The sequence below is a fragment of the Caballeronia calidae genome (assembly GCF_900044055.2).
GTDB lineage: Bacteria > Pseudomonadota > Gammaproteobacteria > Burkholderiales > Burkholderiaceae > Caballeronia > Caballeronia calidae.
The window spans coordinates 33,205-45,053 of record NZ_FCOX02000027.1 but is presented as its reverse complement, the minus strand read 5'-3'; the positions used below and the strand labels follow the sequence as shown (position 1 = coordinate 45,053).

The 11,849-nt window shown below is 64.6% G+C and carries 11 protein-coding genes; 4 read left to right on the top strand and 7 right to left on the bottom strand.

The features are described from left to right. Window positions 1–17: 17 nt before the first annotated feature. Window positions 18–926, bottom strand: coding sequence for a TauD/TfdA dioxygenase family protein (locus AWB78_RS23025; RefSeq protein WP_062608297.1), 909 nt, complete (start codon window positions 924–926; stop codon window positions 18–20). Window positions 927–1,097: 171 nt separating this feature from the next. Here AWB78_RS23025 and AWB78_RS23020 point away from each other — a divergent pair, with 171 nt between their 5' ends. Further along, complete coding sequence (locus tag AWB78_RS23020) at window positions 1,098–1,808, top strand: GntR family transcriptional regulator (RefSeq protein ID WP_062608296.1); 711 nt, start codon at window positions 1,098–1,100, stop codon at window positions 1,806–1,808. 15 nt (window positions 1,809–1,823) lie between these two features. On the opposite strand, the gene AWB78_RS23015 is transcribed toward AWB78_RS23020, so the two are convergent. After that, complete coding sequence (locus tag AWB78_RS23015) at window positions 1,824–3,119, bottom strand: MFS transporter (protein WP_062608295.1); 1,296 nt, start codon at window positions 3,117–3,119, stop codon at window positions 1,824–1,826. A gap of 317 nt (window positions 3,120–3,436) precedes the next feature. Here AWB78_RS23015 and fae point away from each other — a divergent pair, with 317 nt between their 5' ends. Beyond that, on the top strand, window positions 3,437–3,970 hold the full coding sequence (gene fae / locus AWB78_RS23010) for a formaldehyde-activating enzyme (protein ID WP_062608294.1): 534 nt from the start codon (window positions 3,437–3,439) through the stop codon (window positions 3,968–3,970). 47 nt (window positions 3,971–4,017) lie between these two features. Here fae and AWB78_RS23005 read toward each other — a convergent pair whose 3' ends face one another. Then, window positions 4,018–4,500 (bottom strand): HVO_A0114 family putative DNA-binding protein, encoded by a 483-nt coding sequence (locus AWB78_RS23005; protein WP_062608293.1) that lies wholly within the window; start codon window positions 4,498–4,500, stop codon window positions 4,018–4,020. After that, window positions 4,497–4,799, bottom strand: coding sequence for a toxin-antitoxin system TumE family protein (locus AWB78_RS23000; RefSeq protein WP_062608292.1), 303 nt, complete (start codon window positions 4,797–4,799; stop codon window positions 4,497–4,499). The genes AWB78_RS23005 and AWB78_RS23000 overlap by 4 nt, the downstream gene beginning before the upstream one ends. Before the next feature lie 571 nt (window positions 4,800–5,370). On the opposite strand from AWB78_RS23000, the gene katG reads away from it, so the two are divergent. Beyond that, on the top strand, window positions 5,371–7,635 hold the full coding sequence (katG, locus tag AWB78_RS22995) for a catalase/peroxidase HPI (protein ID WP_062608291.1): 2,265 nt from the start codon (window positions 5,371–5,373) through the stop codon (window positions 7,633–7,635). A 73-nt stretch (window positions 7,636–7,708) separates the two neighbouring features. Here katG and AWB78_RS22990 read toward each other — a convergent pair whose 3' ends face one another. Next, a complete protein-coding gene (locus tag AWB78_RS22990; RefSeq protein ID WP_062608290.1) occupies window positions 7,709–8,464 on the bottom strand; it encodes a COG4705 family protein in 756 nt (251 codons plus the stop codon). 138 nt (window positions 8,465–8,602) lie between these two features. Here AWB78_RS22990 and AWB78_RS22985 point away from each other — a divergent pair, with 138 nt between their 5' ends. Further along, window positions 8,603–9,418 (top strand): isocitrate lyase/PEP mutase family protein, encoded by an 816-nt coding sequence (locus tag AWB78_RS22985; RefSeq protein WP_062608289.1) that lies wholly within the window; start codon window positions 8,603–8,605, stop codon window positions 9,416–9,418. 3 nt (window positions 9,419–9,421) lie between these two features. Here AWB78_RS22985 and AWB78_RS22980 read toward each other — a convergent pair whose 3' ends face one another. Together AWB78_RS22980 and AWB78_RS22975 are read right to left on the bottom strand one after the other, a co-directional pair. Continuing rightward, window positions 9,422–10,237 carry a cytochrome c gene (locus AWB78_RS22980; RefSeq protein ID WP_062608288.1) on the bottom strand — a complete coding sequence of 272 codons (816 nt, stop codon included), beginning with the start codon at window positions 10,235–10,237 and terminating at the stop codon, window positions 9,422–9,424. A 4-nt stretch (window positions 10,238–10,241) separates the two neighbouring features. After that, a complete protein-coding gene (locus AWB78_RS22975) occupies window positions 10,242–11,849 on the bottom strand; it encodes an acyl-CoA synthetase (protein ID WP_062608287.1) in 1,608 nt (535 codons plus the stop codon).

The window sequence follows — 11,849 nt, the reverse complement described above, 5'->3', positions numbered from 1 at the left end:
ATTGCTTGATGATGCGATCAGACCGGGCGATCGCCGATGATCGTCGCGCGCATCATGCGGCGCACGGCGGGGTAGTAGTCCTGCACGGCGTAGTGCTGCGCCGCGCGGTTGTCCCAGAACGCGATCGTGTTGCGCTCCCATTTGAGGCGCACCTGATATTCCGGCGCGGCCGCCTGACGGAACAGGTACTGAAGCAGGTCCATTTCGGCGAGCTTGAGATCGAAGCCGAAGCGAAAGCCGGCGATCTCCGAGTAGTTCGCGAAATGCGTGGTGAAGGCTTCGTTGACGAAGAGAATCCTTTCGCCGGATTCGGGATGCGTGCGCACGACCGGATGCGTCACGGCCGGGTTTTGCGCGCGCAGCGTGATGCGCTGCTCGGGCGGCAGCGCCGCGCCGAACAGCGGCATCATGTCGTGCACCGCGAGCAGGCCGTCGAGCCGCGCTTTTACGTCGCCGGGGAGGTTCTCGTAGGCGAGCGCCATGTTCGCCCAGATGGTGTCGCCGCCGGTGGACGGGCACTCGACGCATCGGAGGATCGAGCCCATCGACGGGACTTCGCGCCATGAAACATCGCTGTGATAGATGTTTTCGCGGCCGCGCTTCTTGTCGGACTTGTCGAAGAGGACGAGCTCCGGATGATCCGGATGATGAGCGAACACCGGATGAATCTCGAGCTTGCCGAAGCGGCGCGCCAGCGCGACGTGCGCGGCGGGCGTGATGTCCTGATCGCGGAAGAACAGCACCTTGTAGCGGATGAGCGCGCGGCGCAGCGCCAGATACGTCGGCTCGTCGAGCGGCGCGCGCAGGTCGATGCCGCCGATAAACGCGCCGATCGCGGGCGTGGCCTGCTCGACGGCGAAAGGCCAGTTTTCGTGCGCCGAAGCGCCCGCCCCGCGTGCTTCGATGGCCGATACGGCTTGCTGCATGGTTCTCTCCGTTGTATCCGGCGCCGCCAAAGAGGCGCGCGAGCCTCGATGCTCGCCCCGCATGGTGTCACTACCTGTCATAACAGGTATACCGGTTAAAACCCGTAGCCTGTCATGACAGCTAAAATCGTCGGCATTGTCTCCGTCCACCGCACAGGAAAAGCAGGCGCCATGACACAGCCTCGTTTCAAGCAGATCGAAGAAGCGCTGCGCCAGCAGATCGTCGCCAACGATCTCGCGCCGGGTGTCAAGCTGCCGTCGGAAGCCGAACTCGTCGCGCAATACGGCGTGAGCCGCATCACGATCCGGCAGGCGCTCGCCGGGCTGCACGCGGGCGGGCTGATCGAGAAGATCAACGGGAAGGGAAGCTTCGTCACGCGTCCGTCGGAGCGCTCGGATCTCGGTCAACTGACGGGCTTTTACGAAGCGGCGCGCAAACGCGGCCAGACCGCGCATGGCGAACTATTGTCGGTGCGGCCGATCACGGCGCCGCCGTTCGCGATGCGGGCGCTCGGCCTGGAAGAAGGGGACACGCTCGTATGCGCCACGACCTTGCGCCTCTGGGATGCCGTGCCGGTGGCGGTGTTCATGGTGATGGGCAACGAGCGGCTCATCGACGCGCTCGTCGCCGAGGATCTCGAAACGAACGACGTGATGAGCATCTTCGAGGAGCGCCTCGGCTACCGGCTCAAGCATGTCGAGACCGAGAGCGCGGCGATCGCCGCCACGAAGGAGCACGCGCGGCGGCTGAAGGTGGAGCCGGGCACGCCGCTTCTGCGCGTCCGATGCACGCCCTTCGACATTCAGGGCAACGCGCTGTGCTGCGCGGAGTTGCTGTTTCGCGGCGACCGCTTTGCCTATCGGGCGAAGGTGTCGCGCTAGGCGCTCACGTCGTGCTCAAGCTGCGCTCGTGGCGACGGGCTCGCCCGATGCGCGCGGCGAGCGCCCGGGATGCAGCCAGCGCAGCGCGCAGAGCGAGGCGACGATCAACATGACCGCGCTCGTCGCGAAGCCGAGTTCGTAGGCGTGCGCGCTCAAGGCGCCGCCGTTCGCCTGCACGATCCGGCCGACGAGCATCGGCGCGATGGCGGCGCCCGTGCTCGCGAGCGCCGTATGAATGCCGATGATCGCGCCGCGCTGGGAATCCGGCACGACTTCCGACAGCAGCGCGGGCGCGAGCGCGAAGCAGACGCTCGGCAGCCCGCCGGCCAGCGCGAACACGATGGCTTTCTGCACGGGTGCGAGACCCGGCAGCATCAACACGAAGTACATGCATGCGCCGCTGACGAACGCCGCGCACAGCAAGCGCACGCGCGCACTGCGAGACGACGCGCCGCGCGCCAGCATGCGCTGCGACAGCCAGCTGAGCCCGAGGCTGAACGGCGCCGCCGTGGCGATCACGAGCGCGAACCAGCGTCCCGACACGATGCCGGAGAAGCCGAGCGCTTTTTCCAGATACGTGGGCAGCCAGGTCATGTTGGCGCCGAGCATCCAGTAACCCGCGAAACCGAGGAAGAACGTGCAGAGGATGGTCGGGTTGCTCAGCAGCTTGCGGTAAGGCACTTTCTGAGGCGGCGCGTCGGCGCCAGTCGAAAGACCGCGACGCTGAACGAGGTTGCCTTCGTCCCCGGCGATCAGCCACAACATGCTCCACACCGCGCCGATGACGCCGAGCACGACGAAGTTCATGCGCCAGCCCCATTGATGCGTGATGACCGGAATCAGCAGGCCCGCGAGCAGCAGCCCCACGACGGCGCCCTGGTTCACGAATGCGACCGGCATGTTGCGCTTTTCGTCGGGGAACCACTTATAGAGCGCGTGCACGGAAACCGGATAGAACGGACCTTCCGCCGCGCCGAGCACGATGCGGCACACGAGGAACGCGGCCATGCTGCTGAAGAGCGCCTGGGGAATCTGCAGGACGGCCCACATCACGCCCATCGCGAGCAGCAGCCAGCGGGTCGGAATGCGGTTCGAGAGAAATCCGACCAGCACCGTCGATACGGCGAACAGCCAGAAGAAGCTTCCCGCGACGACGCCGAATTGCGCCGGCGACAGGTTCAGCTCGCGCATGAGCGGCACGGCCACCATGCCGAGCACGATCTTGTCGAGAAAGTTGATGAGGGCAAGCGCCGTCAGCATCAGGGTGGTCATCCACGCCGCGCGTGGCCGGTAACCGTCGAGTGAGTTCATGGTTCGGATCGGCTCAAAGATGCGGCGCGCCGAGGCCCGCCGCAAGGTGCAAGATAGGTTTGGCCGCGCTCGCTCGCGCGGAGTGCATGCCGCACGCTTGTCACGTTAAGTGCCGGTGACGGGCAGCACCCCCACCCGAAACAGGGAGGACAGGGAAAACGCCGCTCCGCACAGTCTGTCACGCAGCGAGAACAGTGTGTCGCCGCGGGCTTGCCGGATGCGCCGTCCCGTCTGGCGGCGGAGGATGGCATCGTCCTTGCATGTGTGGGTCCCTTTGGTCTATCGAACCATCGTTCAGCCCTTAAAGGAGAGTGCTCATGAGTCTGGATCTGACGTTTCGCGCAGGCGAAGCAACCGTATTGGCCGCGCCGGGGCAGGCGACCGACGCAATGCCGGAAATTCTGATCGGCCGGGTCGACGGGCCGGTCGGCCACGCGTTCGCCAACATGATGGCGCAGTCGAAAGGACACACGGCCATGTTCGCGATCCGCGCCTGCAATCAGCTGGTCCGCCCCGCGACGATGATCGTCCCGAAGGTGACGCTCAAGGACATGGCGAACATCGATCTGTTCGGCGGCGTGGTGCAATCGGCGACGGCCGACGCGGTGGTCGATTGCCTGATCGAAGGCATCTTGCCCAAGGATCGGGCGAACGATTTGTGCATCATCAGTCTCGTGTGGATCGATCCGCGTTGCGCAACGGACGCGAACCTCGACAAGAAGGACATGTATCGCACGAACTACGAAGCGACGAAGCTCGCCATTCAGCGCGCGATGAACAACGAGCCGAGCGTGGATGAGCTCATCGCGAATCGTCACAGCATCAAGCACGATATGGACGACTGGAGCTGATGTGCGCCCTGCACGCGAGCAGCCTCTGCGCAGGCTGTTCTGCGTGATCAGCGATTTCCCGCCGGGCGCGGCTCGCGTTTTCGCGGAGCCGCCCGTCGGCGCGGGCTGCGCGGCGGTTGGGCGGACTCTGCATCGCCCGGCGCTTCGTGCGCGTGATTTCGCGCGGCGGTGGAGGGCGCGAGATCCGCGGCCTTCAGCGTGAAATTGACGTGCACGGTGTCGAAAGGAAACACGATGGCGCCATGCTCGTCGTGCTCCAGCAAGCCGGCTTCGAGAAGCGCTTTCACATCGCGATGCACGCCTTTGACGTCGCGCTCGAGCCGCCTCGACAACTCGCGGATGGACATCGGGCCGGCGCCTGTCATCGCGCGGATGATCTGCCAGCGCGGCGTGGTGAAGGTGCGAAAGAGCAGTTCGGGCGTGGCGTAGGAAAAGAAATGGCCCTGGAATTTGCCGCTTTTGACGGCCGACATGACCCGTTCGCCGACTTCCTCCAGCGAAGCGATGCCAATCGTCACGGTCTTCATCATCTCAACCTCCATCTGTTCCAGATCTTGATGTCGGTTAGGAAATCTGAATAAAGCTGCCCGACCGATGAAAATTCATAAGCGGTTTCGCCGTCGACAAAGTGACGGTGATCGCCTTTTCCTTGCTCGTTGTCGTAGCGCAGGACGCACTCGTTCGATACCACGTACGCCAGCCTGTACTTGTATGAATGAGCGCTCCCTCGAACCGGCTGCGGAACGTGCCATATGGTTACTTCGACAAACGCATTGGGCGCATACGCTTCGCGTACCTTCGCAATGAGACGAGCCTTCGTGTTGGACATTCTGACAACACCCTAGTATGTTGTCAAATGCTCCAACACCCGCTCGCGTTCCACCATTTGCCGAACGGATGACTTGACGCGCAGCGCGCTCCTCCATCTGGAAAACCGCGCCGGGACGCCCGTGCACTTCGTCTGCCAAGCCCGCGAGACGCTGCTAGACTGAAAGACCTCACCGGACGCGCGGCGTACGTGCGCCGGCATGCGCTGGTCCGTCGGGTTTCATCCCTACACCTTCAGGGAGGCGCTTTCATGACGAATCGAAGTCAGGAAGGTCGGTCGACTACGCGATGAAGAGCCCGTCCGCCATCCTGCACTGCAGCAAGCGTCGGCACGCCAACGCGCCTTCGTCCTATAGCCGCCACCTATCAGCGGCATTGCAAAAATCGCATTCTATTGAGCGTCGCTCTCACGTATTTTTTAAGTTGCAGAAGGCTGCCGGGACGATTCGCACGTCGCCCGATGCAGGCCGCGCACTCCCTTATCGGACCAGGTTCACGCGCGGCGCGGACCTGACGCCATGGTAGTCAGTCGTAGAACAACTAGTGGGTACGTCCTCGCAAGGAGATAACGCATGTCAAACGAATCGAAGTGTCCGTTTACTCATGCCGCCGGTACCGGCACGACGAACCGTGACTGGTGGCCGAAGCAACTACGAGTGGATCTGCTGAATCAGCACTCCGGCAGGTCGAACCCGCTGGACCCGGGCTTCGACTACGCCGCAGCGTTCAAGAGCCTCGACCTCGCCGCGGTCAAGAAGGATCTCGCGGCGCTGATGACCGATTCACAGGATTGGTGGCCTGCCGACTTCGGCCATTACGGACCGCTTTTCATCCGCATGGCGTGGCACAGCGCCGGCACCTACCGCATCGGCGACGGCCGGGGAGGCGGCGGGCGCGGCCAGCAGCGTTTCGCGCCCGTCAACAGCTGGCCCGACAATGTGAGCCTCGACAAGGCTCGCCGCCTGCTCTGGCCCATCAAGCAGAAGTACGGCCAGAACATTTCCTGGGCCGACTTGATGATCCTCGCCGGCAACGTCGCGCTGGAAACGATGGGCTTCAAGACCTTCGGCTTCGGCGGCGGCCGCGAGGACACGTGGGAGCCGGATCAGGACGTCTACTGGGGCAATGAAAAGACCTGGCTCGGCGGCGATGTCCGCTACGGCAAGGGCGCCGCCGGCAACGACGAAGACCAGGGCGTGATCACCGCCGACGAACAGAAGCACGGCGAGGAAGTCAGCCGCACCGAAGACGGCCGCAATCTGGAGAACCCGCTCGGCGCGGTGCAGATGGGTCTGATCTATGTCAATCCGGAAGGCCCTGAAGGCAATCCGGATCCGCTCGCCGCGGCGCACGACATCCGCGAGACCTTCGCGCGCATGGCGATGAACGACGAGGAAACCGTCGCGCTGATCGCCGGCGGCCACACGTTCGGCAAGACGCACGGCGCGGGCCCGGCTGACAACGTCGGTCCCGAGCCGGAATCCGCCGACCTCGAAAACATGGGCCTCGGCTGGAAGAGCAGCTACGGCACGGGCAAGGGCGCTGATACCATCACGAGCGGACTGGAAGTCACGTGGACCGACGCACCCACGAAGTGGGACAACGGCTTCTGGGAAATTCTCTTCGGCTACGAGTGGGAACTGACGAAGAGCCCGGCGGGCGCGAATCAATGGGTGGCGAAGGATTCGAGCGAAACCATCCCGCACGCGCACGATCCGTCGAAGAAGATCAAGCCGACGATGCTGACGACGGACCTGTCGCTACGCTTCGATCCCGACTACGCGAAGATTTCGAAGCGCTTCTGGGAGCACCCCGACCAGTTCGCCGACGCCTTCGCCCGCGCGTGGTTCAAGCTGACCCACCGCGACATGGGGCCGAAGTCCCGCTATCTCGGACCGGAAGTGCCGGCCGAAGAACTGCTGTGGCAGGACCCGGTTCCGGATGTCGATCATCCGCTGGTCGATGACAAGGATGTCGCGGCGCTCAAGCAGAAAGTGCTCGCGTCGGGGCTGTCCGTTTCGGAACTGGTGTCGACGGCGTGGGCATCGGCATCGACGTTCCGCGGCTCGGACAAGCGCGGCGGCGCGAACGGCGCGCGCATCCGTCTGGCACCGCAGAAGGACTGGGAGGCGAACGACCCCGAGCAGCTCGGCAAGGTGCTGAAGACGCTCGAAGGCATCCAGGGCGAGTTCAACGGCGCGCAATCCGGCGGCAAGAAAATCTCGATGGCCGATCTGATCGTGCTGGCGGGCGGCGCGGCGGTCGAGCAGGCGGCGGAGAAGGCCGGCCAGAAGGTCACCGTGCCGTTCACGCCGGGCCGCACGGACGCCACGCAGGACAAGACCGACGTGCTTTCGGTCTCGGCGCTCGAGCCCGTCGCCGACGGCTTCCGCAATTTCATCAAGGCCAACGTGCGGGTGCCGTCCGAGTCGCTTCTGATCGACAAGGCGCAATTGCTGACGCTGACCGCGCCGGAGATGACGGCGCTCATCGGCGGTTTGCGTGCGCTGAATGTGTCGGCCGGAAAGAATGCGCACGGCCTCTTCACCGACAAGCCCGAAACGCTGACGAACGACTTCTTCGTCAACCTGCTCGACATGAACACGGAATGGCAGCCGCTGTCGTCACGCCGCGACGTGTTCGAAGGGCGCGACCGGAAGACGGGCCAGCGGAAATGGACCGCCAGCCGCGTCGATCTGATCTTCGGCTCGCATTCGGTGCTGCGCTCGCTCGCCGAAGTCTACGCGAGCAGCGATGGGAAGGAGAAGTTCGTCAAGGACTTCGCCGCGGCCTGGACCAAGGTGATGAACCTCGACCGGTTCGATCTGAAGAAGTAAGCGCCGGCGCTGGTTGAAGTCTCGAGCAAAGCGGCGGTCTTTCGGGACCGCCGCTTTTTTCTTGCGACACACGTCAATGCGCGACGCGCGCGGGCCGTTGCCTGAACAGGGACGCGCATACGACGATGAACATCAGCAGCGCGACCGACGCGCCGTAACGGCTCATCGCCAGCCCGCCATTGGCGACGGGCTTGTCGAGAAAATCACCGACGACGGCGCCGAGCGGGCGCGTCAGAATGAACGCGCCCCAGAACAGCGCGGTGCGCGAGATGTCCGTGAACCAGTACGCGAGCACGATCAGCAACAGCACGCCGCCGAAGATCAGCGCGGCGCCGGTGTAGCCGAAGCCCGCGCTGTCGGCGGTCCAGTCGCCGAGCGCGGTGCCGAGCGTCTGCGAGAACATGATCGTCACCCAGTAGAACGCCTCCGCTTTCGGCGATGCGATCGTCGATACGGACACCGAGCCCATCACCCGATGCCACACGCCCAGCGATGCGAGCAGCAACGCGAGCAGGATGGCGCTGCCGCCCGCATAGCCGATGCCGAGCGAGCGGTCCGCGAAATCGGCGAGCGTGGTGCCGACGGTCGTCGTCGCGATGATCGTGACCCAGTAGAGCGCGGGATAAAACCGGTCCGCCTTGATTTGCGCGATCACCGCGACGACGAACACCGCCGCGAAGATGAACGTGCTCATCAGATAGCCGAGGCCCATCGACATCGAGAACGCGTCGCCGCCGGTTTCGCCGAGCGTCGTCGCCGCGATCTTGATGATCCAGAACGCCAGGGTCACTTCGGGGACCTTGGCGAGCGCTTTATTTGCGTGCTCCATGCCGTCTCTCGTGCGAAAAGAAAGGCTACAGAGTAGTGGGCATTCGCTTAAGAGAGACTTAGTGAGTGCCGATACACGCGCTCGCGGCGAATCGCGTATCGTCTGGGTTCCGACCCGTTCATCGACAGGAGACACGCCATGCCTCGCACCGTCGCCGAGAAACGCGCGGCTTTTCGCGCGCTGCACGAATCCGGTTGCTTCATGCTGCCCAATCCCTGGGATATCGGTTCCGCGCGTTATCTCGAGACGCTCGGCTTCAAGGCGATTGCGACGACGAGTTCGGGCTTCGCCTGGTCGCGAGGCCGCGCGGACAATCACGTGACGCGCGATGCGGTGCTCGCTCATCTGCGCGAGATCGTCGAAGCGACCGATCTGCCGGTGAACGCGGACTTCGAAAGTGGCTTCGGCGCGACGCCCGATGAACTCGCGCACAGCGTGAAGCTCGCGGTGAAGACGGGCGTGGCCGGTTTGTCGATCGAGGATTCGACGGGCGATGCATCGGCGCCGCTCTTTCCGGTCGATGTCGCCGTGGCGCGCATGAAGGCGGCGCGGCGCGCGATCGACGAAAGCGGCGGCGACACCTTGCTCGTCGGCCGCGCGGAGAACTTCTTCGCCGGCAAGCCCGATATCGACGATGCGATCGCGCGACTCAAGGCGTATTCCGATGCGGGCGCGGATTGCCTCTATGCGCCGGGCATCAAGACGCGCGAGCACATCGAGGCGGTCGTGAAGGCGGTCGGGCCGAAGCCCGTGAATCTGCTGATCGGCGGCGTGTCCGAGTTCACGTTGAGCGATGTGGCCGCGCTCGGCGTGCGTCGCGTGAGCGTCGGCGGGGCGCTCGCGCGTGCCGCGTGGGGCGGCTTCATGCGCGCGGCGCAAGGGCTCGTCGACGGTCGCTTCGACGGCTTCAGCGATGCCGCTGCGGGCAACGAGCTCAACGGAATTCTTCGATGAACCTTATTTCTTCCGCTTCGCCATGTAGCCGAGATACGCGATGACCGCATCGAGATCGCGGTCGCTGATCGCGTTTCTGTCGAAGCCGGGCATCCTCATATCGGTCCATGCGCGGATCGATTTCGGATCGCGGATGAACGACTTCAGCACCCACGGCTGAAAGTACTCGGTCGGGTTGTGCGGGCGATTGAGATCGGGGCCCATCGATGCATCGCCGGCGCCGTTCATCTTGTGGCAGACGATGCATTGCGTCGCGAATACGGTTTGTCCGCGCCGGATGGGCGAATCGGCGGGCACGCTCTTGTCGACCGCGATTTGCGGAAAGCGCGCGGCGAGCGTCGGCGCAATGCGGATCGCATCGACCTTGAAAGGCCATTGCTCGCTCGATACGCGCGACGCAGCCGGATCGATCCACACGAGATAGAACGGTCCGATATCGCCGTTGCCGGGCGCCTGCGGCCACGGCTCGTCCGGCGCTTCGATCGCGAGCCACGGCTCGGCGCGCTTCCTGCCATCGCCGAACAGCAGCTTCGCGGACAAGTGCGTGACGAAGCCATCCGTGGCGGTGATCTGCAGCTCCTTGTCGGCGGGCAATTGCGCGATGCCGAGCAGCGCGCGCAACGGCACCGCGCGATAGGTCATCGTGCGATGAAACGTGACGTCGTTCGGCACGCTGATGGTCGCGACGTCGGGGCGCGCGAGCAACTGCTCGGTCGTGAGCGAGCGCTCGCCGCCGACGTTGATCGCGAGCGTCGCGGCCATCGACGAGGCGCACGCCAGCAGCAGGCTCGCGAGCGCGAATACGTGTCGTGGTGTCATCGTTTTAGCGCTTGTCCGCCGTGAATTGCGCACGCAGCGACTTGCGAATCACCTTGCCCGTCGCCGTCATCGGCAATTCGGAGACGAAGTGCACTTCGCGCGGATATTCATGCGCGGCGAGCCGCGTGCGCACGTGCTCCTGCAATTCGCGCACGAGGGCATCGCCGGGTTCGAAGCCATCGTTGAGCACGACGACCGCGCAGACGATCTCGGTGCGCTTCGCATCCGGCACGCCGACCGCCGCCGCGAAGCGCACCGCCGGATGCCTGATGAGACAGTCCTCGATCGGCCCCGGTCCGATGCGATAACCGGCGCTCGTGATCACATCGTCGTCGCGGCCGATGAAGCGGAAGAAGCCGTCGGCGTCGAGCGTGCCGAGATCGCCCGTCAACAGGAAGTCGCCGCGAAACTTCTGCGCGGTCGCGGCTTCGTCGCGCCAGTAGCCGAGGAACATGACCGGATCGGGCCTTTGAATCGCGATATGTCCTTGCGTGCCGTGGGGCAGCGGCACGCCGGCGTCATCGACGATCGCGACGCGATGCCCCGGCACCGCCTTGCCGATCGAGCCGTTGCGCGGCTCGAACCACGTCTCGCACGACGACAGCACCATGTTGCATTCGGTTTGCCCGTAGAACTCGTTGATGGTGACGCCGAGCATCGTGCGCCCCCACGACAGCAATTCTTCCCCGAGCGATTCGCCGCCGCTCGCCACCGAGCGCAGCGCAAGACTTTCACGTTGCGCGCCGGGCGTCGCGCGCATCATCTTCAGCGCGGTCGGCGGCAGGAACGTGTGACTCACCTTGTTGCGCGCGAGCAGATCGAACGCGGATGCGCCGTCGAACTTGTCGAAGCGGCGCGCGAGCACCGGCACGCCGTGATGCCAAGATGGCATCAGCACATCGAACAGCCCGCCGATCCATGCCCAGTCCGCGGGCGTCCAGAACAGCGCGGCGTCTTGCGGAAAGCATTGCTGCGACATCTCCACGCCCGGCAGATGCCCCGGCAGAATGCGATGCCCGTGCAACGCGCCCTTCGGCTTGCCCGTCGTGCCCGACGTATAGATGATGACGGCGGGATCGTCGGCGGCGGTATCGACGAGCGACTCGTCATCGGATGCGGCGTCGATGGCGGGCCAGAAATTCGCTTCGGTGGAATAGACGTGATGCAGCTCGGGCAATGCGTCGCGGATCTGCGCGATCTTCGCTGCGCCTTCGGCATCGGTGACGACGGCCTTCGCGCCCGAATGCGCGAGCCGGAATTCGATTGCGTCCATGCCGAAGAGCGCGAAGAGCGGCACGGCGATGCAGCCCATGCGATACGCGGCGAGATGCGCGATCGCCGCTTCGACCGACTGCCGCACGAAGATCGCGACGCGGTCGCCGCGCGCGACGCCTTGCGCTTTCATCGCATTGGCGAAGCGGTTGGACAGGTGCTTCAGATCGTCGAAGGTATAACGCTTCTGCGATGTATCCGCCGCTTCGACGATGAGCGCGAGGCGGCCCGAGCCGTCCGCCCATTTATCGCACACGTCCTGCGCGATGTTGTAGCGCGCGGGAACGCGCCATTCGAATCGGGATGCAACGGCTTCGTACGAGTTGCCTGGCGGGAGCAT